General features: G+C 71.6%; 17 protein-coding genes. 6 read left to right on the forward strand and 11 right to left on the reverse strand.

Translation table 11 applies throughout. The annotated features are described in order from the left end of the window. Positions 1-183 precede the first annotated feature (183 nt). The 3 genes from ACIF83_RS00110 (at position 184) to ACIF83_RS00120 (ending at position 7,260) form a co-directional block, all read left to right on the forward strand. Entirely contained in the window at positions 184-5,145 is a 4,962-nt protein-coding gene (locus ACIF83_RS00110; protein ID WP_399722363.1) for an NAD-glutamate dehydrogenase, read from the forward strand. Between the two features lie 146 nt (positions 5,146-5,291). Further along, a complete protein-coding gene (locus tag ACIF83_RS00115) occupies positions 5,292-5,768 on the forward strand; it encodes a GtrA family protein (RefSeq protein ID WP_399722366.1) in 477 nt (158 codons plus the stop codon). Next, positions 5,746-7,260: a hypothetical protein gene (locus tag ACIF83_RS00120; protein ID WP_399722369.1), complete on the forward strand. Its 1,515-nt coding sequence runs from the start codon at positions 5,746-5,748 to the stop codon at positions 7,258-7,260. The genes ACIF83_RS00115 and ACIF83_RS00120 overlap by 23 nt, the downstream gene beginning before the upstream one ends. 67 nt (positions 7,261-7,327) lie before the next feature. Here the strand turns inward: ACIF83_RS00120 and ACIF83_RS00125 are convergent, their stop codons facing one another. The 4 genes from ACIF83_RS00125 to ACIF83_RS00140 all read right to left on the reverse strand — a co-directional run bounded on the left by ACIF83_RS00125 (position 7,328) and on the right by ACIF83_RS00140 (position 13,060). Next, positions 7,328-8,992 (reverse strand): glycosyltransferase family 2 protein, encoded by a 1,665-nt coding sequence (locus ACIF83_RS00125; protein WP_399722372.1) that lies wholly within the window; start codon positions 8,990-8,992, stop codon positions 7,328-7,330. Beyond that, positions 8,989-11,184 (reverse strand): CDP-glycerol glycerophosphotransferase family protein, encoded by a 2,196-nt coding sequence (locus ACIF83_RS00130; protein WP_393463732.1) that lies wholly within the window; start codon positions 11,182-11,184, stop codon positions 8,989-8,991. The genes ACIF83_RS00125 and ACIF83_RS00130 overlap by 4 nt, the downstream gene beginning before the upstream one ends. Before the next feature lie 102 nt (positions 11,185-11,286). Further along, entirely contained in the window at positions 11,287-12,153 is an 867-nt protein-coding gene (locus ACIF83_RS00135; RefSeq protein WP_399722375.1) for an ABC transporter ATP-binding protein, read from the reverse strand. After that, a complete protein-coding gene (locus ACIF83_RS00140; protein ID WP_393463737.1) occupies positions 12,146-13,060 on the reverse strand; it encodes an ABC transporter permease in 915 nt (304 codons plus the stop codon). Before ACIF83_RS00140 ends, ACIF83_RS00135 begins: the two co-directional genes overlap by 8 nt. Before the next feature lie 201 nt (positions 13,061-13,261). Here ACIF83_RS00140 and ACIF83_RS00145 point away from each other — a divergent pair, with 201 nt between their 5' ends. Next, positions 13,262-13,888, forward strand: coding sequence for a TetR/AcrR family transcriptional regulator (locus ACIF83_RS00145; RefSeq protein WP_393463740.1), 627 nt, complete (start codon positions 13,262-13,264; stop codon positions 13,886-13,888). A gap of 111 nt (positions 13,889-13,999) precedes the next feature. On the opposite strand, the gene ACIF83_RS00150 is transcribed toward ACIF83_RS00145, so the two are convergent. From ACIF83_RS00150 to ACIF83_RS00165, 4 genes are all read right to left on the reverse strand, one after another. Next, entirely contained in the window at positions 14,000-14,935 is a 936-nt protein-coding gene (locus ACIF83_RS00150) for an ADP-ribosylglycohydrolase family protein (RefSeq protein ID WP_399722380.1), read from the reverse strand. A gap of 9 nt (positions 14,936-14,944) precedes the next feature. Next, positions 14,945-15,925 carry a UDP-glucose 4-epimerase GalE gene (gene galE / locus ACIF83_RS00155; RefSeq protein WP_393463743.1) on the reverse strand — a complete coding sequence of 327 codons (981 nt, stop codon included), beginning with the start codon at positions 15,923-15,925 and terminating at the stop codon, positions 14,945-14,947. A 124-nt stretch (positions 15,926-16,049) separates the two neighbouring features. Next, positions 16,050-17,660 (reverse strand): glycosyltransferase, encoded by a 1,611-nt coding sequence (locus tag ACIF83_RS00160; RefSeq protein ID WP_399722383.1) that lies wholly within the window; start codon positions 17,658-17,660, stop codon positions 16,050-16,052. A gap of 44 nt (positions 17,661-17,704) precedes the next feature. Further along, complete coding sequence (locus ACIF83_RS00165) at positions 17,705-18,976, reverse strand: glycosyltransferase 87 family protein (RefSeq protein WP_399722386.1); 1,272 nt, start codon at positions 18,974-18,976, stop codon at positions 17,705-17,707. A gap of 232 nt (positions 18,977-19,208) precedes the next feature. Between ACIF83_RS00165 and ACIF83_RS00170 the strand changes: the two genes are divergently transcribed. After that, positions 19,209-20,762: a glycosyltransferase family 39 protein gene (locus tag ACIF83_RS00170; RefSeq protein ID WP_399722389.1), complete on the forward strand. Its 1,554-nt coding sequence runs from the start codon at positions 19,209-19,211 to the stop codon at positions 20,760-20,762. Here the strand turns inward: ACIF83_RS00170 and ACIF83_RS00175 are convergent. After that, positions 20,710-21,222: a MarR family winged helix-turn-helix transcriptional regulator gene (locus ACIF83_RS00175; protein ID WP_399722391.1), complete on the reverse strand. Its 513-nt coding sequence runs from the start codon at positions 21,220-21,222 to the stop codon at positions 20,710-20,712. The two genes, ACIF83_RS00170 and ACIF83_RS00175, sit on opposite strands and share 53 nt — an antisense overlap. Positions 21,223-21,320: 98 nt before the next feature. Here ACIF83_RS00175 and ACIF83_RS00180 point away from each other — a divergent pair, with 98 nt between their 5' ends. Then, positions 21,321-21,734 carry an organic hydroperoxide resistance protein gene (locus ACIF83_RS00180; protein ID WP_399722394.1) on the forward strand — a complete coding sequence of 138 codons (414 nt, stop codon included), beginning with the start codon at positions 21,321-21,323 and terminating at the stop codon, positions 21,732-21,734. 43 nt (positions 21,735-21,777) lie between these two features. Here the strand turns inward: ACIF83_RS00180 and ACIF83_RS00185 are convergent, their stop codons facing one another. Continuing rightward, positions 21,778-24,003, reverse strand: coding sequence for a CDP-glycerol glycerophosphotransferase family protein (locus ACIF83_RS00185; protein WP_399722397.1), 2,226 nt, complete (start codon positions 24,001-24,003; stop codon positions 21,778-21,780). A gap of 6 nt (positions 24,004-24,009) precedes the next feature. Then, a complete protein-coding gene (locus tag ACIF83_RS00190) occupies positions 24,010-26,220 on the reverse strand; it encodes a CDP-glycerol glycerophosphotransferase family protein (RefSeq protein ID WP_399722400.1) in 2,211 nt (736 codons plus the stop codon). Between the last annotated feature and the right edge of the window lie 75 nt (positions 26,221-26,295).

Genomic DNA, 26,295 nt, shown 5'->3' on the forward strand with positions numbered 1-26,295 from the left:
TGCCGAGAGCAGCGTCACATCTGACGGGTGCGCCAACAATGGCCGAATACCCCCCGCTCATCTCACCTCGCGGCATAGCGTCGGATCGGCCCGGAAACCCCGGGCCGTGGCGTCGAGCCGGAGGGGAAGAGACCGTTTTTCCTTCTACGTCACGCAACGGCGCGCGACAGGAGCCAGAGGACAATGCAGACCAAGCTGGACGAAGCCAAGGCCGAGCTGCTCGAACGGGCCGCCCGGGTAGCTGAGAACAGCCCGGTCGGGGGGCACCTACCGACCGGGACGACGGGCGAGGGCACCGCCGGCACTCCCGACACCGAGTCCGTGCTCGCGTTCCTCCAGCGCTACTACCTGCACACCGCCCCGGAAGACCTTTCGGACCGCGACCCGGTCGATGTCTTCGGCGCCGCGGTCTCGCACTACCGGCTCGCCGAGAACCGCCCGCAGGGGACCGCGAACGTCCGGGTGCACACCCCGACCGTGGAGGAGAACGGGTGGACCTGCAGCCACACCGTCGTGGAGGTCGTCACCGACGACATGCCCTTCCTCGTCGACTCGGTCACCAATGAGCTGACCCGGCAGGGACGCGGCATCCACGTCGTCATCCACCCGCAGATCGTCGTCCGGCGCGATCTCACCGGCAAGCTCATGGAGGTGCTGCCCACCGCGTCCACCGGCGCCGGCGACCTTCCGCACGACGCGCACATCGAGTCCTGGATCCACGTCGAGATCGACCGCGAGACCGACCGCGCCGACCTGAAGCAGATCACCGCCGACCTGCTGCGCGTCCTGTCCGACGTCCGCGAGGCCGTCGAGGACTGGGAGAAGATGCGGGACGCTGCGGCCCGGATCGGCGACGAGCTGGAGAGCGAGCCCCGGCCGGGCGACCTCCCCGCGCCCGAGGTCGAGGAGGCCCGCGAGCTGCTGCGCTGGCTGTCCGCCGACCACTTCACCTTCCTCGGCTACCGCGAGTACCAGCTGCGCGACGACGACACCCTCGCCGCCGTGCCCGGCACCGGCCTCGGCATCCTGCGCTCCGACCCGCACCACGCCGAGGACGACCAGCACCCGGTCAGCCCCTCCTTCGAGCGGCTGCCGGCCGACGCCCGGGCCAAGGCCCGCGAGCACAAGCAGCTGGTGCTGACCAAGGCGAACAGCCGGTCCACCGTGCACCGGCCGTCGTACCTGGACTACGTCGGCGTGAAGAAGTTCGACGCGGACGGCAACGTCGTCGGCGAGCGCCGTTTCCTCGGCCTGTTCTCCTCCGCCGCCTACACCGAGTCCGTCCTCCGGGTCCCGGTCATCCGGCGCAAGGTCGACGAGGTCCTGCAGCGCGCTGGCTTCTCGCCCGAGAGCCACGACGGCCGCGACCTGCTCCAGATCCTGGAGACCTACCCGCGCGACGAGCTGTTCCAGACCCCCGCCGCCGAGCTGCAGGCCATCGCGACGAGCGTCCTGTACCTGCAGGAGCGCCGCCGGCTGCGGCTGTACCTGCGCCAGGACGAGTACGGCCGCTACTACTCGGCCCTCGTCTACCTCCCGCGCGACCGCTACACCACCGGCGTGCGGCTGCGGATCATCGACATCCTGAAGGAGGAGCTCGGCGGCATCAGCGTCGACTTCACCGCCTGGAACACCGAGTCGATCCTGTCCCGGCTGCACTTCGTCGTCCGGGTCCCGCCGGGCACCGAGCTGCCCGAGCTGTCGGACGCCGACAAGGACCGCATCGAGGCCCGCCTGGTCGAGGCCGCCCGCTCCTGGGCGGACGGGTTCGGCGAGGCGCTGAACGCCGAGTGCGGCGAGGAGCGCGCGGCCGAGCTGCTGCGCCGCTACTACGGCGGCAACTCCTTCCCCGAGGGCTACAAGGCCGACCACACCCCGCGCGCGGCGGTCGCCGACCTGGTCCACCTGGAGCGGCTCTCCGAGGAGAAGGGCAACGACTTCTCGCTCAGCCTGTACGAGCCGGTGGGCGCGGCTCCCGGTGAGCGCCGCTTCAAGATCTACCGCAAGGGCGACGCGGTCTCGCTGTCCGCCGTGCTGCCGGTCCTCAACCGGCTCGGCGTCGAGGTCGTGGACGAGCGGCCGTACGAGCTGCGCTGCGCGGACCGCACCGTCGCCTGGATCTACGACTTCGGCCTGCGCCTGCCCAAGGCGCTGGCCGGCGCCAACGGCGACTACCTCGGCGACGACGGCCGTGAGCGGTTCCAGGAGGCGTTCGCCGCGACCTGGACCGGCCAGGCGGAGAACGACGGCTTCAACGCCCTCGTGCTGAGCGCCGGGCTGAACTGGCGGCAGGCGACGGTGCTGCGCGCGTACGCCAAGTACCTGCGGCAGGCCGGCTCCACCTTCAGCCAGGACTACATGGAGGACACCCTCCGCAACAACGTCCACACCACCCGGCTCCTCGTCTCCCTGTTCGAGGCGCGGATGTCCCCGGAGCGGCAGAAGGCCGGCCTGGAGATCGTGGACGCCCTGCTGGAGGAGCTGGAGGCGGCCCTGGACCAGGTGGCGAGCCTGGACGAGGACCGCATCCTGCGCTCGTTCCTGACCGTCATCAAGGCGACCCTGCGCACGAACTTCTTCCAGGAGGCGCTCGGCGGCAGGCCGCACGAGTACGTGTCCATGAAGTTCGACCCGCAGGCCATCCCGGACCTGCCCGCGCCGCGCCCGGCGTACGAGATCTGGGTGTACTCGCCGCGCGTCGAGGGCGTGCACCTGCGCTTCGGCAAGGTCGCCCGAGGCGGCCTACGCTGGTCGGACCGCCGTGAGGACTTCCGCACCGAGATCCTCGGCCTGGTCAAGGCGCAGATGGTGAAGAACACCGTCATCGTGCCGGTCGGCGCCAAGGGCGGCTTCGTCGCCAAGCAGCTGCCGGACCCGGCCGTCGACCGGGACGCGTGGCTGGCCGAGGGCATCGCCAGCTACAAGACGTTCATCTCGGCGCTGCTCGACATCACCGACAACATGGTGGCCGGTGAGGTCGTGCCGCCGCTGGACGTGGTCCGGCACGACGGCGACGACACCTACCTGGTGGTCGCGGCCGACAAGGGCACGGCGACGTTCTCCGACATCGCCAACGGGGTTGCCGAGAAGTACAACTTCTGGCTCGGCGACGCCTTCGCCTCCGGCGGCTCGGCCGGCTACGACCACAAGGGCATGGGCATTACCGCGCGCGGCGCCTGGGAGTCCGTGAAGCGGCACTTCCGCGAGCTGGGCGTGGACACGCAGACCGAGGACTTCACGGTCGTCGGCATCGGTGACATGTCCGGTGACGTGTTCGGCAACGGCATGCTGCTGAGCGAGCACATCCGCCTGGTCGCCGCCTTCGACCACCGGCACATCTTCATCGACCCGACGCCGGACGCGGCCACCTCCTACGCCGAGCGCCGCCGTCTGTTCGAGCTGCCCCGCTCCAGCTGGGAGGACTACAACACCGAGCTGCTGTCGGCGGGCGGCGGGATCTTCCCGCGCACGGCCAAGGCGATCCCGCTCAACGCGCACATCCGTGAGGCCCTGGGCATCGAGGAGAAGATCTCCAAGATGACCCCGGCCGACCTGATGAAGGCGATCCTGCAGGCGCCGGTGGACCTGCTGTGGAACGGCGGCATCGGCACGTACGTGAAGTCGTCGGCGGAGTCCAACGCCGACGTCGGCGACAAGGCCAACGACGCCATCCGCGTCGACGGCGGCGACCTGCGCGTCAAGGTCGTCGGCGAGGGCGGCAACCTGGGCCTGACCCAGCTGGGCCGCATCGAGTTCGCGCTGCACGGCGGCCGGATCAACACCGACGCGATCGACAACAGCGCCGGCGTGGACACCTCCGACCACGAGGTGAACATCAAGATCCTGCTGAACGGCCTGGTCGCGGACGGCGACATGACCGTCAAGCAGCGCAACAAGCTGCTCGCCGAGATGACCGACGAGGTCGGCGCCCTGGTGCTGCGCAACAACTACGCGCAGAACACGGCGCTCGCCAACGCCCTCGCCCAGTCCAAGGACATGCTGCACGCGCAGCAGCGGTTCATCCGCCACCTGGTCCGCGAGGGCGACCTCGACCGGGCGCTGGAGTTCCTGCCCACCGACCGCCAGATCCGCGAGCGCCTCGGCCAGGGCCAGGGCCTGACCGGTCCGGAGACGGCCGTCCTGCTGGCGTACACGAAGATCACGGTCGCCGACGAGCTGCTGCACACCTCGCTGCCGGACGACCCGTACCTGCGCACCCTGCTGCACGCCTACTTCCCGACGGCGCTGCGCGAGCGGTTCGCGGACGCGGTCGACAGCCACCCGCTGCGCCGTGAGATCACCACGACCGTGCTGGTCAACGACACGGTCAACACGGGTGGTACGACGTACCTGCACCGCCTGCGCGAGGAGACGGGTGCCTCGCTGGAGGAGATCGTCCGCGCCCAGACCGCGGCCCGCGCGATCTTCCGCTCGGCGCCGGTGTGGGACGCGGTCGAGGAGCTGGACAACAAGGTCGACGCGACCGTCCAGACCCGGATCCGGCTGCACTCGCGCCGCCTGGTCGAGCGCGGCACGCGCTGGCTGCTGAACAACCGGCCGCAGCCGCTGCAGCTCGCGGAGACCATGGAGTTCTTCGGCGAGCGGGTCGAGCAGGTCTGGCAGGAGCTGCCCAAGCTGCTGCGCGGCGCGGACCTCGAGTGGTACCAGCACGTGTACGACGAGCTGTCCGCGGCCGGCGTCCCGGACGAGCTGGCCACCCGCGTGGCCGGGTTCTCCTCCGCCTTCCCGGCGCTGGACATCGTCTCGGTGGCCGACCGCACGGGCAAGGAGCCGCTGGACGTCGCCGAGGTCTACTACGACCTCGCCGACCGGCTCAGCATCACGCAGCTGATGGACCGCATCATCGAGCTGCCCCGCGCCGACCGTTGGCAGTCGATGGCCCGCGCCTCCATCCGCGAGGACCTGTACGCGGCCCACTCGGCGCTCACGGCGGACGTCCTCGCGGCCGGCAACGGCTCCTCGAGCCCGGAGCAGCGCTACCAGGCCTGGGAGCAGAAGAACTCGGCGATCCTGGGCCGGGCGCGCTCCACCCTGGAGGAGATCCGCGGGTCGGAATCCTTCGACCTCGCCAACCTGTCGGTGGCGATGCGGACGATGCGTACGTTGCTGCGCACGCATTCGTAGCCGTACGGCAGTCGTACGACTCAGGACGCCCCGGGCCGATGTCATATCGGCCCGGGGCGTTCCGTTTCTTGCCGACCTTTAGGCAAAAAAGATCAGCGAATTTACCCTTTCCTGCTAATCGGCGCGTTTCCGATATGGTCTGCGGTGTGACAGTGAACCTCACCGAGATCCGCCCGGCGGCAACCGTGCCGGCTCCGGCCCGGCCCGTCACGCGCGTCGTGCTGGAAGTCGTGAAATTCGGGGTCGTCGGCGGCAGCGGTGTCCTCGTCAATTTCCTGGTGTTCAACCTGCTGCTGCACGGCCTGCGTTGGCAGGCGATGACCGCGACGGTCCTGGCCAGTTGTATCGCGATGGCGACCAATTACCTGGGCTTCCGCTATTACGCCTATCGCGACCGGGCCTCGCGCACCCGCCGTCAGATCGTCCTGTTCTTCGTCTTCAGCGGTCTCGGCGTGGTGATGGAAAGCGGCCTGTTCTGGGCCGGTTATCACGGGCTCGGAATGCAGAGCGCGTTCGAATCGAATGTGGCGAAGGCGCTGTCGATCGTGCTCGCCTCGGCCTTCCGCTTCCTTGTCTACCGCACCTGGGTGTTCCAGCAGGATGCGCGCCGCACCGCCGCCTAGCACCGCGCGCGCGGTACGGGCGCTGCCGCAGGTCGCCGCCGCGCTGGTCCTGGTGCTGATGCTCCTGGTGATCGTCCGCCTGCCCTGGGCGGGCGACCTCGGCATGCACGCGGCCACCGTGCAGCGGCTGCGCCACAGCCTGCTGAACCCCGGGAACCCGCTGGTCGCCGCCGACACGCCGAGCCCGTACTACTCGCCCTGGATGCTGCTGCTGGGCTGCCTCGCCAGGATCACCAGCCTGTCGGTGTTCGACGTGCTGCGGATCGGCGCGGTCGCCGGGCTCGGGCTGCTGGTCACCGGGGTGTGGCGGTACGTGCGCACGCTCAGCACCCACCCTGCGGCACCCGCCCTCGCGATCCTGAGCCTGGTCTTCCTCTGGGGCCCTCTCCTCTTCAACTGGAGCGGCTTCCTCGGCCTCAACTCGCTCGCGCTGACGGTGTCGTACCCCAGCGTGTTCGCGCTCGGCCTGTCCTTCCACTTCTGGGCCTGGCTCACCCGGGCACTGCGCGCCGAGACGCGCTGGGGGGTGTGGCTGGGGCTGGGGCTGCTGTGGGGGCTGATCCTGCTGTGCCACCAGTTCACCGGGGTGGTGGCGTCGCTGGGCGCGCTGGCGATGGTGATCGCGGCACGGCCGGGCCGTTCGGTGCTGCTGCGGCTCGGGGCCGCTCTGGCCCTCGGCGTGGTGCTGCTGTGGCTCTGGCCGTACTACGACTTCTTCTCGCTCTTCTCCGTGGGCGCGGACCTCGAGGCGATCCACCGCCCGCTGTACGACCACCTGGCCGGGCGGTTCGGGCTGGTGCTGCTGGGGGTTGTGGCCCTGGGCCTGCGCTGGCGGCGGGACCGCTGGGATCCCCTCGTCCTCTTCTTCGCCCTCGGTGTGCTGGTGTTCGCCGCGGGCGGGCTGACCGGGCACTACTCGTGGGGCCGCGCCCTGCCGGCCGTGCTGATCTCGGCTCAGCTGGCGGCCGCGCTGGAGGCCGTGTCGGCGGGGAAGCGGGCCATGGGGGTAGCCCCGCGCGAGCGAAGCCGAGCGTGGGGGAGGCTGGGATGGGCGTGTGCGCTCGGCGCCGCGCTGGCTGTGGGGGCCTGGGCGCAGGCGGGGACGCTCGGGTACGTCGTCGGGCCGGATGCGCTGCCCGGTGCGGTCGCGGTGAAGTACCGGACGCCATGGGTCGGGTATCAGTGGATCACGCCCTGGGTGAAGTACGGGGACGTGGTCATGGCTCGTACGATGCCGTCCCGGCAGATTCCCGCGTACGGCCCGTACACCGTGGCTCCTGGGTATCCCGATGTGTTCCTGCCGGATGCGGCCAGGCGGGATGCTGCGGTGACGCGGTACTTCGCGGCGGACACGTCGTCCGGCCGGCGGCGGGACATAGTGCGGGAGTACGGGGTGCGGTGGGTCGTGGGCGGCAAGGGGGCCGCGGAGCCGTGGCTGCGGCAGGTGGCCACCGGGCCGGGTGGGCAGGTGCTGTACCAAGTCGCGCGCTGACCGGCGCCGGCAACCGGCACGGCTGCCCGCGGCTGCGTAGGCACTACGACCGCCGCGGGCAGCTGAGCTACTTCAACAGGCTCGCCACCAGCCGGGCAGCGCTCCGGACCTTCGGGCGGGCCACCTTCCGGACCATCGGGCGGATGACGCGAGCCGTGACTCCCACCGGGTGCCAGCGGATCTGCAGGCGGCCGGGGTTGCGGCCCTCCGGTTCGATGGTGACGTCGTGCGGGGTGGCGCCGGACCGGTAGTCGATGCGGGTCGTGACGGCGGGGAAGTCCAGGGGGGCCAGGAGGAGGCCCGAGTGGGCCAGGCCTTGTTGTTCGAGGCGGAGCAGCGGGTGGCGCACTCCGGCGAAGCCCTGGACAGGGGGCTGTGCCGTCGACAGGTCCAGGCGGACGCGGCCCTCGAAGAGGCCCGGGCGGACCGGGTCCAGGCGGAACGGGACCGTCGTGCGGCGTCGGCCGGGAGCCAGCACCAGACTCGCGCGTTGCGGTCCCACCGGGAGTCGCAGGCCGGGGTCGTAGGTGCGGATCGCCAGAACGAGAGACGCGCCGGGGCCCGGGGTGAGTTCGGTGATCTCGTGACGGAAATGGGCGCTGGGGAACGGGCGGGTGTCCAGCTCCAGGTCGGAGACGTCCAGTTCGTGGCGGGCCCGGTCGGAGGAGGGGACGGTGTCGCCCCAGTACGTGGTGCCGGAGTCGTCGGCGGTGACGTGCCTCGGGGCCACGCCGTTGCCCAGGCCCCGCGCCGCCTGCTGGGCGTCGGACAGGCGGCCGTCGCGCAGGAGTTGGAGGACCACCCGTTCCGGGCGGGGCAGCCGGGCGAAGGCGCCCTCGGCCAGCGTGTCCAGGTACGGGTTCATGATCTCGGCGAAGGACTCCAGCCACTCGGTGTCCCGGTAGGGCAGGTCGCCCGCGTACATCCGGAAGTCGTGCTTGAGGAACTTGTAGTCCTTGTCCTCCCGTAGCGCCGCGTGCCCGCTCCGCACGAGGAAGTCGTCGATCAGGCGCTGTACGTGCACCCGGTCGCCGACGTTGGAGATCTTGTGCCGCTGGTTGGAGATGGACGCCGACGCGGCGTCCGCGAACGGCTCGATGTACCAGACGTACACCGGGTCCGGGATGATCGTGAACGCCTTCGCCAGGCAGTATGCCTGCGCCGAGAACAGCTGGTCCTCGTAGTGGATGCCCTCGGGGAAGCGGAGCTGGTGGCGGTCCAGGAACGCGCGGGCGTACATCTTGCTGGTGGACAGGTGCTCGAACAGCAGCCGGGGGTCGGACTCGATGCCCTCCACGGTGCGGTGCTCGGCGACCAGGTGGGGCATCCAGGTCGAGCGGCGCCCGTTGTCCACCCGGACCCGGCGGACCGCGCCCATCGTGAAGTCCACCTCCCGCTCCCGGTGTGCGGCAAGCAGCAACTCGACCGCGCGCGGCGGGAGTTCGTCGTCGCTGTCGAGGAACATCAGGTACGGCGCCCGGGCGATCTCGACGGCCCGGTTGCGCGGGGCGCTGCAGCCGCCGCTGTTCTCCGGCAGGCGCAGGTAGCGGATGCGGTGGTCCTGGGCCGCCAACTCCCGTGCCACCGAGGGCGTCTCGTCGGTGGAGTGGTCGTCGCTGATGACGATCTCGATGTTGGCGTGGGTCTGGGCGCGCAGCGACGCGACCGCCCGGGGGAGACGGGCGGCGTCGTTGTAGACGATGACCGTCACCGTGACGTCGGGGGTCGTCATGCCGTGGCCTCCTCGGGGGTCGGGGCGGGGGTGCGTTCGTCGAGTGGGATCACCGGGGGCAGCGCATCCTCGCGTTCGCCGAGGAAGACCCGGCGTACTACCCGTTCGGCGGCGCGCCCGTCGTCGTACTCGCAGAACCGGCGCCGGAACGCGGCCCGCGCCTTCGCCGCGCCCTCGTCGCGCCAGGCGCCCGAGAGGAAGATCTCCGCGAGTTCCTCCTGGGTGCGGGCGACCTGGCCGGGCGCCTCGGCCGTCAGGTCGAAGTAGACGCCCCGGGTGGTCCGGTACGTCTCCCAGTCGTCGGCGTAGACGACGATCGGGCGGTCCAGGTTGGCGTAGTCGAACATGATCGACGAGTAGTCCGTGACCAGTGCGTCGGCGGCCAGGCACAGCTCCTCGACGGGGTCGTAGGAGGAGACGTCGATGATCCGGCCGGAGCGGCGCAGGCCGGTCAGCGGGGAGGCGGCGCCGCCGTAGAAGTAGTGGGCGCGGACCAGGAGTACCGTGTCCTCGCCGAGGCGGTCGGCGAGCGCGGCGAGGTCGAGGCGGGGGGTGAAGCCGGCCTCGTAGTCGCGGTGCGTGGGGGCGTAGAGGACGGCTGTCCTGCCGGGGGCGATGCCGAGGCGTTCGCGGGCGGCGCGGACGTCGGCGGCCGTGGCCGTGTAGAAGACGTCGTTGCGCGGATAGCCGTAGTCCAGAGAGGTGAAGCGGGCCGGGTAGGCGCGCTCCCACATGCGGGTGGAGTGGCTGTTGGCGCTGACGCTGTAGTCCCACTTGTCGATACGGGCCAGCAGCGCGGCGAAGTCCAGGCCCTTGGCGGCGGCCGGGTGTTCCATCTGGTCCAGGCCCATGCGTTTGAGCGGGGTGCCGTGGTGGGTCTGGAGGTGGATCGCGTCGGGGCGTTTGACCACCGCGTTGGGGAAGTTGACGTTGTTGGTCAGGTACTTGGCGGTGGCCAGGGTCTCCCAGTAGCGGCGGGTGCCGGGGATCACGTGGTCCGTGCCGGGCGGCAGAAGGGCCGCGTTCTCCTTGTTGACCACCCACACCCTGTGGATGTGCGGGGCGAGTTCGGCGAGCTTGGCTGCGACGGCGGCCGGGTTGCAGGAGACCCCGCGCTCCCAGTAGGCCGCGAACACGGCCAGGTTGGGATCGATCGGGCGGCTGAGTGCCCTGCGGTACTGCTGGTCGCGGAGTTTCGCGCCCACCTGGCGCTTACGGCTTCGTACGGCCTTCCTGGCGGCGCGGCGGGTGCGGTTGGCGGCCTGGAAGGCGCGGTACTTGGTGTAGGCGCCCTCTTCGAGCAGGGCGTGCCGGACGCCCTCGATGCCGGCCGGGCGCTGGTGGCCCTCGGGGCGCCAGCGAACCGTCGCCAGGGAGGCCCGGCGGAAGAACTCGCGGGCCACCGCGTCGGGCAGGTTCTCGCCGGCGAAGGTGCGCACCAGGTCGCGGACCATCAGGTCGTACAGGACCGTGCGGGCGGCGCGGCGGTCCCGGGCGAGCGGGAGCAGGGACTCGTAGCGGTCGATGAGCGAGAAGCGGTCCTCGGAGGTGAGGGGCGGCAGGCTCTCGGGGCGCAGCACGCGGTTCTCGTACGCCGCCTGGTTCAGGCAGGCGACGCGGCCGGCGTGCAGCAGGGCCGCGTGGGCGGCGTACGGCTCGTCGTCGGTGGTGAGCTGCTCCTCGTGCGCCCGCCAGAACGCGGTGCGCAGGGCGCGGGTGCCGAGCAGCGGGGTGAGGCGCAGCAGGTCGGCCGCGTCGTCCAGGGCGAGGTCGGCGCGGCCGGCGCCGGCGAGGAGGCGGCCGTCGCGGGAGGGGGCGGCGGCGGTCTGCCAGGTGGTGCTGACATGGTCGAGGAGGAGGACGTCCACCGAATCGTCCAGCTCGGCGGTCCGCTCGGCGATCAGCCGGGGCGCGCCGGCGGGCAGACCGTCCTTGGCGTGCACGAAGTGCAGCCAGCGGCCGGACGCCCGCGCGGCGCCCGCCGCCCGGGCCGCCGCGTCACCGGTGCCTTCCGGCAGGGGCACCACGACCGTCTCGGGAGCGTGACCCTCGGCCGTCTCCCGCGCCCAGTCGCCGACAGCGGCGACGATCACCTCGGCGTCCGCGAGCGGGCGGGCCTCCAGCGAGTCGAGCAGTTCGGTCAGATGCCCCTGGGCGTTCGGCCCGTAGACGATGACACTGAGTTGGGGCATCGCAGGGGACTCCTTCAGCTCGTGGTCTCAGGGGGCACCTTTCATAACATACTGTCACTAGATGGATGAAAGGGATAACCACGCCTGAGGTAAGAGCAAGGCTCACGAAGGAAGAGGGACATTGGGAGCCTCGGGTTTCGGTGCCGCCTTCTTCGGCGCCGGCTTCTTCGCCGTCTTGTCGCTCTTGTCGCCGGTGAAGGCCTCGTACTCCCTCATGACGTCCTCGGTCGGGCCGTCCATGCGCAGCTCGCCGCGCTCCAGCCACAGGACCCGCTCGCAGGTGTCGCGGATCGACTTGTTGTTGTGGCTGACCAGGAAGACCGTTCCCGCCTGCTCGCGCAGCTCGCGGATCCGCTGCTCGGAGCGCTTCTGGAAGGAGCGGTCGCCGGTCGCGAGGGCCTCGTCGATCAGCAGGACGTCGTGGTCCTTGGCGGCGGCGATGGAGAAGCGCAGGCGGGCGGCCATGCCGGAGGAGTACGTCCGCATGGGCAGCGTGATGAAGTCGCCCTTCTCGTTGATCCCGGAGAATTCGACGATGTCCTGGTAGCGCTCCCTGACCTGCTCACGGGACATGCCCATGGCGAGACCGCCGAGGTGGACGTTGCGTTCGCCGGTGAGGTCGTTCATCAGGGCCGCGTTGACGCCCAGCAGGGAGGGCTGGCCGTTGGTGTAGATGTGTCCGTTCTCCACCGGGAGGAGCCCGGCGACGGCCTTGAGCAGCGTGGACTTGCCGGAGCCGTTCGTGCCGATGAGTCCGATCGCCTCGCCCTTGTAGGCGACGAACGACACCTTCTTCACCGCGTGCACCCGGCGCACGCCGGCCGCCTTCTCGGCCTGCTTGCGGCGCAGGATGCGGTTGAGGGCGGCGGTGGCGGTGCCGCGGCCCGCGCCGGTGCCGTTGACCCGGTAGACGATGTCGACGCGGTCGGCGACGATGGTGGGGATGTTCTCTGCGGTCTGCTCAGCCACGGCCGTACGTCTCCTCAGCCTTCCAGAAGTAGATAAAGCCGCCGACGCCGGCGAGCAGTGCCCACCCTGTGGCCGCCGCCCACACGTGCGGGGGCAGCGACTTGGCGTGGAAGCTGTCGATCAGCGCGTACCGCATCAGGTCGATGTAGACCGCGGCCGGGTTGGTCTCCAGCAGGACCGTGACGATGTGCGGCAGGTGGTCCTTCTTGGTGAGCTTGTCGATGCTCCACATCACGCCGGACACGTACATCCAGGTGCGCAGCACGAACGGCATCAGCTGGGCGATGTCCGGGGTCTTGGCGCCCGCCCGGGCCATGATCATCGACATGCCCGCGTTGAACATGAACTGCAGGAACAGCGCGGGGATCGCGAGCAGCCACGACGCGGCGACCGGTACGCCGAAGCAGAGCAGGATGACGACCAGTGCCGCCATCGAGAAGAGCAGCTGCTGGAGCTGCTGGAGGCAGAAGGAGATCGGCAGGGCGGCGCGCGGGAAGTGCAGGGCGCGGACGAGGCCGAGGTTGCCGGCGATCGCGCGGGTGCCCGCCATGATCGAGCTCTGCGTGAACGTCCAGATGAACACGCCCGTGACCAGGAACGGGATGTAGTCCGGGACGCCGTGCTTGGTGCCGAGCAGCACGCCGAAGATGAAGTAGTAGACCGCCGCGTTCAGCAGCGGGGTCATGACCTGCCAGACCTGGCCGAGTTTCGCCTGGCTGTACTGGGCGGTGAGCTTGGCGGTGGCGAACGCGGTGATGAAGTGGCGCCGGGCCCACAGCTGCTGGACGTACTCCGGCAGCGTGGGGCGGGCGCCGCTGACCGTGAGGCCGTGCCGGGCGGCCAGCGCCGAGAGGTCGTCGTCGGCCGGGACCTGGGTGGGGGGCGGTGTGTGGAGGACCTGGCTCACATCCGCTGCTTTCGCTCGGGGGAGGGGGGTGCGTCCGGCTGCCGCCGGGCCTGAGTGGTCCTCGTCCGCCATCCGGCGTTTCCTTACGCTTCTCTTCACGTTCTCTTACGTCGGGACGGGACCGTATCGTCGCAACGTGAGCCTAGAACCATCGACCGTCGGGACGCAACCGTTTCGTCGTAACGCCCTATGCTGGGTCGCATGACGACGAACGCCGACGAGGCCCCGAAGCGCGTGCGCCGCCGGACACCCGCCGGGGCCGCCGTGCTCCGGGAGGACGTGACCGAGGCCATCCGTGCGGCGGTCTTCGAGGAACTCGCGGCGGTCGGGTACGCCCGGATGTCCATCGAGGGCATCGCGCGGCGGGCGGGCGTCGGCAAGACGGCGGTGTACCGCCGCTGGCGCTCCAAGCTGCACCTGGTGCTGGACGTGGTGTCGGCGATGGCGGTACTGGGCCTGCCGGTCCCCGACACGGGCTCCCTGGAAGGGGACCTGCGCCTGCTGTACGAAGTGACGTCCCGCGCCCTGCGCCACCCCGTCGCCTCGCAGATCATCCCCGACCTCCAGGCGGAGGCGGCCCGCAACCCCGAGATCGCGGAAGCCATGCAGAAGGCGCTGCGGGACGGCCAGGAGGGTGTCGCCAGCAAGATCGTGGCGGCGGCGGAGGCACGGGGCGAGGTCCGGACCGGGGTCGACCCCGACCTGGCCCTGGACCTGATCTCCGGCCCCCTGTACTGGCGCTCGGTGGTCATCCGCTCCCCGAAGCTGCCGAAGGGGTACCTGGAGAACTTGGCACGGGCCACGGCGGGGGCGCTCAAGGCGTTGTGACCTTACCGCGGCCAGGACGCGATGTAGGGGCGCCGCGACTCCCCGGGACGCGGGCAACTGCGCGATCAGCCCCCTGCAACCCGCACTCGGGAAACGACCGCAGGCTGTCCGCTATGCCAACCGCTGCGCCAGGCCGGCCAGTTCCCGTGCCCGCAGTACCCGGTCGCCGAACCCCGGCAGCGGTACGTGCAGCAGCTCTGTCCAGCGTTTCGGTACCGCGTCGATCCCGTGCACCGCTCCCGCCAACGCCCCGGCGACCGCCGCCACCGTGTCCGTGTCGCCGCCCAGGTCGATCGCCGCGCGTACCGCCCCCTCGTACGACGCCGTCGTGCGCAGGGCCCAGACCGCCGAGCCCAGGCAGGGCCAGACCGCGCCGTTGAACTCGGTGGCCTGGTCCGGGTGCCAGTCGGGGGCGAGGACAGTCGCGTAGCGGGCCCGGTGGTCGGGGTGGAGTGCTGCCAGGGTGTCCGGTACGGCGATGAGCGGATCCTCTCCGGTCAGGGCGACGCGGATCAGCTCGTGCAGAACGGCCGTGCCCTCCCAGGCCGCGGGGTCGCCGTGGGTGAGGGCGGAGAGGCGGCGGGCGGCGTCCATGGTGGCCTCACGGCGGTGGCGTGCGAAGTGGAGCGCCGAAGGGGCCGCCCGCATCAGCGCCCCGTTCCCGGCCGCCCGTTGGTTCGTCCGGAAGTGCAGGGCCGCGGCTGTGTCCCAGGGGGCGCCGCTGGTCAGCACTGCCTCCGTCTGGAGGCCGATGTCCTTCGGGTCGGCCGCCGCCCAGCGCTGGAAGCGCCGGAACACGTCCGGGAGGTCCATGCCCCCGCACTCCAGCAGCGACTCGGCGGTCAGTACGGCCATCTGCGTGTCGTCGGTCGCCTCGCCGGGGTCCCAGCCGCCGCCCCCGCACATCTCGCCGCCGTGTCCGGGGTACGGGAAACGGGCCGAGAAGGCACCTTCGGGGCCGAACTCGAAGGGGGCTCCGAGGGCGTCGCCCACGGCGGAGCCGAGCAGGGCGCCGATGGCGCGTTCGGTGCGCGAGGGGGCGGTCACCCCCGGAGCCTACGACCGTGCCGCCTCCGGGTGGAGTCGTACCCAGCCCTCCCAGGCCGAGGTGATCATGTCCTCGACGTCGTACTTGGCCTGCCAGCCGAGTTCGGTGGCGATGCGGTCGGCGGAGGCGACTACGCGGGCCGGGTCGCCGGGGCGGCGTGGGGTGACGATCGGGGGGCGGTCGTAGCCGGTGGCCGCGTTGATGTGGTCGATCATCTCGCGGACCGAAACACCCTCCCCGCGGCCGATGTTGAGGGTCAGGTCGCTGCCGGGGGTGGAGCGCAGGGCGCGGGCGACCGTCACATGGGCCTCGGCCAGGTCGACCACGTGGATGTAGTCGCGGACGCAGGTGCCGTCGGGGGTCGGGTAGTCGTCGCCGAAGATGCGCGGGGCCGCGCCCTCGGTGAGCTTCTCGAAGACCATGGGGACGAGGTTGGAGACGCCCGTGTCGGCCAGGGCGGGGGTGGCCGCGCCGGCCACGTTGAAGTAGCGCAGGGACGCGGTCGCCAGGCCCGTCGCCCGGCCCGTCGCGCGGACCAGCCACTCGCCGGCCAGCTTGGTCTCGCCGTAGGGGGAGAGAGGCAGGCAGGGGGTCTCCTCCGTGACCAGGTCCACGTCCGGCATGCCGTAGACGGCGGCCGAGGAGGAGAAGACGAAGGACGGGACGTCCGCCTGTGTCACGGCCTCCAGCAGGACGCGCAGGCCCTCCACGTTCTCCCGGTAGTAGTGCAGCGGGAGTTCCACGGACTCGCCCACCTGCTTCTTCGCCGCCAGGTGGACGACCCCGGTCACCTCGTACTCGGCCAGGGTCCGTGCCAGCTTCTCGCCGTCCAGGATCGAGCCCTGCACCAGCGGGACCTCGTCCGGGACGCGCCCGGCGACACCGGTGGACAGGTCGTCGTAGACCACGGTCCGCTCGCCCGCCTCGGTCATCGCGCGTACGACGTGTGCCCCGATGTATCCGGCGCCGCCGGTGATCAGCCAGGTCATGTGCGGCCTCCCCTCGTCAGCCGGCCTGTCGTGACGTGGCCGGTGGCTCTCGGTCGTGTGGGCCCCAGTGAGGTCCCGTGGGTCCCGGCGAAGTTCCGCGGGGCCCAGTGAAGTTCCGTGGGTCTCAGTGAAGCAGGCGGCGGAGTCGTCCGCGGGCCACTGTCATGACACCCTGTATCCCGGTCGCCACGCGCAGTGCGAGTGCGCCGGAGTGGGTGGCGTACGGCTGGACCAGCAGCACGGCGTGCCGGACGCTCGGGACGGCGTGCCGGCGCAGTCGGCCGGCGCCCGCGAGCGCATGCGCCGTCATGCTCCGGGACGCCCCGTCCGCGAAGCGCACGGTCAGGAGCAGGTCCCAGGTGCCCGCGCCGAGCCCGGCCAGGTCGACCGGCACCTCGGCCGTCCAGCCGTCCGCGCCGGAGGGCGTGAATGCGGTCTTCTCGCGCTGGGCCGTGCGCCCGTCCTCCCTCGACTGCCATTCCACCTCCACCTCCTGCGGCCCTGCCTCGGCCATCCGTCCGTACAGCTCGTGGAGCCGTAGGCGCAGCAGGGTGCCACGCGCGCGCGGGCGCAGTTCCGCGTCCACCGCGAGCGGCAGGAGGCGGGTGGGGCGGGTCAGGAGGGGAGCGAGGGCGACCTGGGGGAGGTCGGCGGACCATACGGGCGTGCCGTCGGGCGTGCCGGCGTAGGGCGGGAGCAGCCGGGCCGGGCGTGCGGCCAGCTCCTTCAGCCGGGGCAGGTCGCACGGCTCGGCGGACTCCAGGACGACCCGCGCCAGCAGCCGGCCGGGCGCCGACGGGTTCGCCTCCCAGTCGGCGGCGTCGTAGCGCGCGAGGTACTCCCGGGTGTGCGCCCACCACGTGCGCTGGTAGTGCGCGTCGCGCAATCCCAGCTCGCGCGCGTACATACGCAGCTCGTGGTCGAGGAACTTCGCCCGTGCCGCCCGCGCCAGCTCCTTCTGCCCGGCGCTCAGCAGAATGTCGTACGCCATCGCGCACGCCTCCGTCCGCGCCTTCCAGTTGTCGATCCGCCCCCGGTCCAGGGAGAGCGACAACTGCTCGGCCGACCGGCGCACGTGCCACACGTACACGCGGTCCGGTACGAGCGCGATGCGCGGTGCGGCGGCGAGCACGCGCGCGGTGAACACGAAGTCCTCGTAGAGGAAGCGTCCCTCGGGGAAGCGGATGCCGTGCTCGCGCAGGAAGGCGGTCCGGTACAGCTTGTTGACGCACAGCGTGTCCTGGACCAGCCGGGGGCGCTGGGAGGGGCGCGCGAGGACGGTGTGCGCCGCGTAGAGGCGCGCCTGCCAGGGCTGTTCCCGCCCCGAGGGCAACTCCCGGCGTACGCACAGCCCGCTCGCGACCTCGGCGCGCGCTCCCGCGGCCGCCGCCAGCAGCGTGTCCACCGCGCCGGGCGGCAGCACGTCGTCGCTGTCCAGGAACATCACGTACGGCATCGTCACCGCGTCGATCCCGGTGTTGCGCGGGCTGCCGCAGCCGCCGCTGTTGGTCTCCCGGCGCACGACCCGGAGTCTGGGTTCGCCGGCGGCCAGGCGGGCCAGCAGTTCGCCGCTGCCGTCCGTCGAGCAGTCGTCCACGGCGACGACCTCACCGACGGCGGCGCCCTGGTCGAGCGCCGAGCGTACGGCGTCGACCACGTGGTCGGCGTCGTTGTAGCCGATGACGACGACACCGACCTGAGGCGTAGGGTGCGGGTCTCGCGGGTCTGGATGCATGGGGTCCACGGGCCGGGAGCGTAGAAATACTCGGTAATACCCCGTTAAGAGATGCTTAGGGCTCGGTGTGGAAGACGGTCGGAATCCGGTCGGGGTTGGGTCGCGGGCGCCGGCTTTTCGGACGGCGGCCGCGCGGAGCGCCACAGCTGGACGAAGGACAGCACCGCTGCGACGGCCAGCAGCCCGTTGCGCGCCAGCACCAGCAGACAGCCGGTCCAGCTGCCCGCCACCACCTCGCGGTAGAACATCGGGAACACCACGGAGCTGAGCGCGCTCGCCGCGAGGATCAGTACGGCCACCGGACGCTGGCTGGTGTGCCGCGAGGTCAGGCACACGGCGGCGAGGCCGATCAGCCAGATCATGTACTGGGGGCTGATGACCCGGCTGGTTACGGTGAACAGCAGCACCGCGGCGAGCGCGGCGTCGTACGGCGTGGCAGGGCTCCAGTGCCGCGCCCGCACCCTCCACAGCACCAGCAGTCCGAAGGCGGCCGCGGTGAGCGCGAGGGAGGCGGTGGCGACGGCGGGCACGTGCGGGCCGACCATCTCGATCGCGCCGTACTGGTAGCGGGCCCGGCCGGACCAGCCGGCGTGCCGCGCCAGGTTGAGCGCCGTACCGCCGAACGACTCGATCTGCACACCCCGGCCGCCCTGCTCCCGCAGGAAGGCCAGCGGATTGTTGAACGAAACGGCAAGGAGCGCGAGGCAGGCGCCTCCGGCGGCCACCGCCCATCCCCACGCCCGCCGCGTCATCGGCCCCCGGGGCGTGCCGAGCAGCACCAGGCTCGGCCACACCTTCACCAGCGCGCCCAGTGCGGCGAAGACACCGCCCGCGCGGGGGGAGCGTCCCAACGTCAGCAAAGAGATGACGGCGAGCGCGGTCACCTGTACGTCGTACCGGGCGAGCGGCAGGTGCAGCAGCAGCGGCAGACCACAGGTCCACAGGGTCGCGCCGAACAGGCTCCGCCCGGGGCGGGTCCCCGCGTGGACCAGGGCCGCCGTGATCAGCGCGTCGGCGGCCAGCGTCAGCACCACGAACGCCTGAAAGTACGTCAACCACGGGAGCAGGCCCGGCGCCAGCAGCACCGCGCCGGCGCCGGGCGGGTACTGCCAGGTGCTGTCGTGCGCCGGGAACGCGCCGTGCGACAGGACGCCGTACCAGTGGAAGTACAGCCGCCACACCTCGCGCGGCACCGAACCCCCGCCCAGCAGGGGCGAGCTGTCGTGCGTGAGCAGCCACGACATCAGGGCACGGGTGGCGAGCCATACGGCGGTGAGGGCGAGGACCGGGCCGGGGGTGACACGGAGACGGTTCATCACGTGGGAGCCTAATCTGCGCGGATGGTGTATCCATGCCGATACGCCGTCAATGACCGGCAAAGGTTGGCTAATCGCAAAAGATCGGGCCATGGTGAACGTCGGGCCTCTTGTGAAACCACAGTCGCGCAGGGCGGCTGCAGCAGCTGTCGTACCGGCTGATGCACCGGATGTACCGGGTGCACCCGGTACAACGACTCGCGCGGCGAGAGGTGTGCGGAGTGCGCTCGCCGTGTGCGTGTCCGTGTCCCTGCCCGCGCTGGTCATGCTCGGGCTCGGGCTCTGGGGGCTGGACCGTGGCGGGATGTGGCGGGACGAGGCCGTCACCTTCCAGGTCGCGCGTCGCACGGTGCCGCAGATCTGGCGGCTGCTGCACGGGGTGGACGCGGTGCACGGCCTGTACTACCTGCTCATGCACGCCGTCCTCGGCGTCCGTCCCGGCGAGGTCGTCCTCAGGCTGCCGTCCGTGTGCGCGGCGGCGCTGACCGCGGGTCTGGTGGCCGGGCTCGGCGCACGGCTGGTGCGGCCGCGTGTCGGGCTGTGGGCCGGACTGCTGTACGCGATCACGCCGATGGCCGGGCACTACGCGCAGGAGGGCCGTTCGTACGCCCTGGTCGCGGCCGGCGCCACCGGAGCGACGCTGCTGTTCGTCCGGGCCGTGCAGGGGGGTTCCTGGCGGGCGTACGGCGTGGTGCTCGGCCTCACCTGCTGGCTGCACGAGTTCGCTGTCCTGCTGCTGCTCGCCCACGCGGTGTCGCTGGCGCTGGCCCGGGCGGGGGTGCGGGTGTGGCGGGGCTGGGGGTGCGCGGCGGGTGCGGTGGGGGTGGCGCTGGTACCGATGGTGCTTGTGTCGCGGGCTCAATCGGCTCAGGTGGCGTGGTTGCGGGAGCCGACGTGGGAGACGGCGGGAGGGTTGCTGCGGACGTTTCTCGGGCCGACGGACGGGGTGTACTGGGCGTGTCTGGGGTTGGCCGTGGTGGGGCTTGTGGGGTTGGTGGGGCGGCGGGGGGAGGTGACCTGTGCGGGGGTCGCTCTGCCGTCGGCCGTGCTGCCGCCGGCCGTGCTGATGCTGGTGTCGCAGGTTTCGCCGCTGTACGTCGACCGGTACGTGCTGTACGCCCTGTCGGGGGCGCCGTTGCTGGTGGCGGCGGGGGCCGAGCGGGTGGCCGGGGTCGTCGGGCGTCTGTGGCCGGGTGACAGGTCGAAAAGGCGCCCTCGGCTGCCGTCGAAGACCGGACCCCTCCCCGGCTCCGCTCTCCTCCCCCTGGCCGGCGTACTCCTGATCGCCCTGGCCCTGTCCCATCAACTCCCCCTCCTCAGCGACGACCGCGACCCGGGCCGCCGCCCCGACGACCTGGCTGTCGTGGCGCGAGTTGCCGGGCGGGAAGTCGGGGACGGGGATTCCGTGCTCTTCGTGCCGGCGCAGACGCGGAACGCGGCTCTTTCCTATCCGGGGGCGTTCCGAGGGGTGCGGGACGTGGCGTTGGCGGAGTCGGGGGCCGGCTCGGGGAGTCTGTACGGGAGGGAGGTCGGGGCGGAGAGTCTGCTGCGGCGGGTGGCAGGGCTCGATCGGGTGTGGGTGGTCGCCGACCGGGATCTGCTCGCGGGGCGTTGGAGGCCGGGAAGTCCCGTCGAGCGGGCGAAACTCGCCGTGCTGGCGGCGCAGTTCGTACCCGGTGAGGAGTCCGTGCAGGGCGATGTGACCGTGCGGCTCTACGTCCGCCGGCCGGTCGTCAGCGGGAGCTCTCGGCCTCGTCCGGTGCCGCCGCGTCCAGCGCGGTGGTGAGCTGGTCGAGGCGTTCACGCAGCTCACCGATCTCCGCCAGGTCGAAGCCCGTCGCCGCCATGATGCGGCGCGGCACCTGGAGGGCCCGCTCGCGCAGCGCCGCGCCCTCATCGGTCAGCCGCACCTGCACCGACCGCTCGTCCTGGGCGCTGCGCTCGCGCCGGACGAGGCCGACCCCCTCCAGCCGCTTGACCAGCGGGGACAGCGTGCCGGAGTCCAGGCGCAGATGCTCGCCGAGCTTCTTGACCGGCAGGTCGCCCTGCTCCCACAGCACCAGCATCACCAGGTACTGCGGGTAGGTGAGCCCGAGGTCCTTGAGGATCACGCGGTACACGCTGTTGAAGGCGCGGGACGCCGCGTGCAGCGAGAAGCAGATCTGGCGGTCCAGGCGGAGCCAGTCCGCCTCGGGGGCGGGGGTCTGGGTGGCGGTCATGCCTCCAGGGTAGCTCTTGCGAGCCATTAAGTTGTGCACAACTTAATTGTGTGCTCTACTTGTGGTCGTGAGGGCGGCCGGACAGGAGCCGCCGGATCACATGACTTCGAGAGGGATGGTCTTCCATGGACGCGCTCTACACCGCTGTCGCCACCGCCACCCACGGCCGCGAGGGACGTGCCGTCTCCTCCGACGGCAAGATCGACCTCGCCCTGGCCATGCCGGTGGAGCTGGGCGGCAACGGCCAGGGCACCAACCCGGAGCAGCTCTTCGCCGCCGGTTACGCCGCCTGCTTCGGCAGCGCGCTCGGCCTCGTCGGCCGCCAGGCCAAGGTGGATGTCAGCGACGCCGCCGTCACCGCCGAGGTCGGCATCGGCAAGCAGGGCGAGGGCTTCGGCCTGAAGGTGACGCTGCGCGTCGAGCTGCCCGAGACCGTGGACGAGGCGACCGGCCGCAAGCTGGTCGAGACCGCCCACCAGGTCTGCCCCTACTCCAACGCCACCCGCGGCAACGTCGAGGTCGACCTCGTCATCGAGTAGGACCCGGGCTCACCCGGCAACACCTGAGGTGACCTGCCTGCCCTCACGTCGAGGCCAGCAGGTCACCTCCGACGTTCTGCCCCGGGATCCGCACGGGAGCGCCCCCGGGCATCGACTCGCCCAGCAGCAGCGTCCGTACGACCCGTTCGGCGGCCCGGCCGTCGTCGAACTCGCAGAACCGCTCCCGGAAGTCCGCCCGCAGCCGGGCCGCCTCCTCGTCCCGCCAGGACCCGGAGGCGAACAGCCAGGCCAGCTCCCGGTAGGAGCGGGACACATGGCCCGGCGCCTCGGCGGTGATGTCGAGATAGGCGCCCCGGCTCGCGGTGTACGCGGCCCAGTCGTCGGCGTGGACGACGATCGGCCGGTCCAGGTTGGCGTAGTCGAACATCAGGGCCGAGTAGTCGGTGACCAGCACGTCGGAGGCGAGCATCACCTCCTCGACGTGCGGCTCGTCCGTCGCGTCGACCAGGATCCCGCGCCGGGCCAGCTCGGTCAGGCCCATCCCGCGCGCGGGACCGGTCGCCAGCGTCGGGTGCAGCCGGACCACGAGGGTGCAGTCCTCGCCCAGGTCGGCCGCGAACCGGGCCAGGTCGATCCGGTCCACGTGCCCGCCCCGCCGGTAGTCCCGGCGCGTCGGCGCGTACAGCACCACCCGGTGGTCCTCGGGGATGCCGTGCCGCACCCGGAAGGCGGCGCCGGCTTCCCCGGCTCCGTCCGCCGCGCCGACCAGCACGTCGTTGCGCGGGCTGCCGGTGCGCACCGAAGTGAAGTGGCAGGGGTAGGCGCGTTCCCACACCAGCTCGGAGTGGCGGTTGGCGACCAGGCTGTAGTCCCAGCGGTCGGCCCGGCGCAGCATCTGCGGCACGTCGAAGCCGAGCCGGGCCCCGGGCTTGTCCAGCAGGTCGGCGCCCATGTACTTGAGCGGGGTGCCCTGGTGGGTGTGGAGGTGCACGCTGCCCGGCCGCTTGGCCAGTGAGCCGGGCCAGTTGACGTCGTTGACGAAGAACTTCGCCCGCGCGGTGACCTCCAGATAGCGCCGCGAGCCCACGAGCACGTGCTCCACGTCGGGCGGCAGCTGCGCGGCGGCCTCCTCGTCGCGGACCACCCACACTCCGCGCAGCTGCGGTGCGATCTCCCGCGCCCTGCGGTACACGGCGGCCGGATCGCCCAGCACGCCCCGGTGCGAGGACGCCGAGTACACCACCAGGTGCGGGTCCAGCGGACGGTGCGCATGCAGCCCGGCCCAGCCGCGGCGGGCCCGCTCTGCGCCCGCCCGGCGCAGCTGCTCCGTCCGCCGCCCGGCCTCGCGCCCGGCCCGCGCGGCCTGCCGCTTCAGCCGGTACGCCGGGTAGCCGCCCTCCAGCAGGGCGACCTCACCGTCCACCAGGGCGCCCTCGGGCCGGTGGCGGCGGAACATCTCGGCCGTGCGCCGGAAGAACTCGGCCTTGTCCGCGGGCGGCAGCCGGTCCGGCTTGGCGAGGATGTCCAGGCAGTGCTCGCCCATCTTGCGGTGCAGGTACGGCCGCCAGCCCGCCAGTTCCTCGTGCGCGTCCACGAAGGCGAAGACCCGCTCGTACTGGTCGTGGATGTCGAAGTGCTTGCGGCTGGTGGTGGACAGGATGTTGCCCTGCCGGCGCTGCCGGTAGTTCAGACAGATCCGGTCCAGGGCGGCGATCCGCCGGGCGCTGAGCATGACCGGGAAGGTCCAGGGGGTGTCCTCGTAGTACCCGGGCGGGAACTCGAAGCCGTGCTCCTCGACGAAGTCGCGCCGGTAGACCTTGTTCCACACCACCATCAGCAGGTCCAGGATCTCCGGCCGGTCGGTGACCGTGAAGGTGTCCGGGCCGGCGTCGGTGAGCACCTGCGCGAGCACGTTGCGCCGGGTGCCGCCCCACCAGTAGGTGCGCGCGTAGTCGAAGACCAGCACGTCCGGGTCGCCGGACTCCGCCAGCCGGTCGGCGACGGCGCGCAGCGCGCCCGGCGTGAGGGTGTCGTCGCTGTCCAGGAAGAACAGGTAGTCGCCGGTGGCGTGCGGCATACCCGCGTTGCGGGCCCGGCCGAGGCCGACGTTCTCCGGCAGGTGCAGCACCTTCACCCGCGGGTCGCGCTCGGCGTACTCGTCCAGGATCGCGCCGCAGCCGTCCGGGGAGCAGTCGTCCACGGCGATCAGTTCGAGGTCGCTGAAGGACTGCAGCAGCACCGAGTCCAGGCACTCGCGCAGGAAGCCCTGCACCTTGAAACAGGGGACGATGACACTGAAGCGGGGCACGGCGGGTCAGCTCCTCACGAGGGTCGCGGCGGCGGGGGCGGGGATGCGCTCCGCGAGCGGGATCACCGGCGGGATCGCCTCCGGCGGCTCGCCGAGCAGCACCCGCCGTACGACGCGTTCGGCGGCCAGCCCGTCGTCGAACTGGCAGAACCGCTCGCGGAACGCGGCCCGTTGCGCCCTCGCCTCCGGGCCCGCGTAGGAGCCGTCGCGGAAGACCCGGGCCAGCTCCTCGGCGGTGCGGGCGACCGGTCCCGGCGGCTCCGTCATCAGGTCGAGGTAGACGCCCCGCGTCTCCTGGTAGACCTCCCAGTCGTCGGCGTACACGACGATCGGCCGGTCCAGGTTGGCGTAGTCGAACATGATCGAGGAGTAGTCGGTGACCAGCGCGTCGGCTGCCAGGCACACGTCCTCCGAGGAGCGGTGCGCGGATACATCGATAATGCGGCTGATCCGCCCGGAGTTCCGGGTGCGGCCCCCGTCGTAGAAGTAGTGGGCGCGCAGCAGCACGACCACGTCCTCGCCGGCCGCCGCGCAGAACGCCTCCAGGTCCAGGCCGGTCTCGAAGCCGGTGTGGTGGTCACGGTGGGTCGGCGCGTACAGCACGGCCGCGCTGTCCTCGGGCACGCCCAGCTCGCGCCGGATACGGGCGACGTCGTCGGCGGTCGCCGTGTAGTAGACGTCGTTGCGCGGATAGCCGTACTCCAGGTGCTCGTACGAACCGGGGAAGGCGCGCTCCCACATCTGGGTGGAGTGGCGGTTCGACGAGAGGTTGAAGTCCCAGCGGTCCACCCGGCCCAGCAGCCTGGTGAAGCTGCCGGACTGCGCGGCCACCACCGGGTACGTCGACTGGTCCACGCCCATCGTCTTCAGTGGGGTGCCGTGCTGGGTCTGCAGATGGACACTGCCCGGCCGTTTGACGACGCCCTCGGCGAAGTTGGCGTTGTTCACCAGGTACTTGGCGCGGGCCAGCACCTCCCAGTAGCGGGGGGAGCCGATCACCGCGTGCTCGACGTCCTTCGGCATCGCGTGCGCCTGGTCGGCCTCGACCAGGAACACCGAGCGGATGTGCGGGGCGAGTTCACGGGCCTTGGCGTGGATCGCGGCCGGGTTGCAGGCGTAGCCGCGGCCCCAGTAGGCGCAGTACACGGCCAGGTCGGGGTCGAGGGAGCGGTGCAGGTCGCGGGCGTAGCGCAGCCGGGTGCGCAGCAGGTGCGGGCGCGGCACGGTCTCGGCCGCCCTGGCCGTCGCCTGGTTGGCGCCGCGCAGCGCGCGGAACGCGGTGTACGCGCCGGCCGCCAGCAGCCGGTGCTGCACGCCGAGGCTGCCGCCCGGGGCGTGGTAGCCGGCGGGCCGGTGCCGCCGGTACAGCCGGCCGGCCCGGCGGAAGAACGCCCGGTGTCCGGAGGTCAGCCGCTGCGGCCGGGACGCCGTCTTCAGCACGTACCCGAAGAGCTGCTCGAAGAGTGCGTGGGTCCGCTCGGCGGACAGCCCGCTGTCGGCCGCCCGGGTCAGCACCAGCTCCACCTGGTCCAGCAGGGCGTGCTGGTGCGGTCCGGGCAGGTTGAGCCTGCTGCCCTGCCGGCGCAGCCGGTGCCGTACGACGACTCGGCGCAGCACCGCGATCCGCCCGGCGGCGATCGTGGTCAGCCCGCCCCAGCCCAGGTCGGTGAAGTGGCTCTCGGGAAAGGCGAGTCGGTGCTCGGTGAGGAAGGTGCGGCGGTAGGCGGCGCTCCACGCCGGCAGCTGCACGCCCGTCAGCTCGGGAAACACCTCCGGAGCGAAGGCTCCCTTCGGCGCCCTGGCCAGCAGCGGGGCCGCCGGGTTGCTCGGCTCGCCCTCCCACCAGGGGGTCCGCTCGTGCTCGACATGGAGCACGTCGACACCGGCGGTCTCGGTCAGCCGCGCGTCCAGCGCCGCCAGCGCGCCCGGCAGCAGCAGGTCGTCGCCGTCGAGGAAGAGCACGTACGCGCCGGTCGCCGCCCGCACCCCGGCGTTGCGGGCCCCGCTCAGACCGGCGGCCGGCGGCGAGTTGACCGGTGTCACCCGGGAGTCCCGCTCGGCGTATGCGGCGGCCACCGCGGCGGCCGGGGCGTCGGGAGCGTCGCAGACCGGGATCAGCTCCAGGTCGCCGAAGGACTGGCCGAGGACCGAGTCCAGCGCCTGGGACAGCCGACCAGCGACCCCGTGGGACGGGACGATGATGCTGAAGCGGGGCATTCTGTTCTTTCTGTTGTCTTGCGGAAGCGGCTGGGCCGTCCGGCGGGACGCCAGGTGGACGGCCGGACCGGAGTG

The sequence above is a fragment of the Streptomyces sp. NPDC085866 genome (genome assembly GCF_044541035.1).
Classification (GTDB): Bacteria; Actinomycetota; Actinomycetes; order Streptomycetales; family Streptomycetaceae; genus Streptomyces.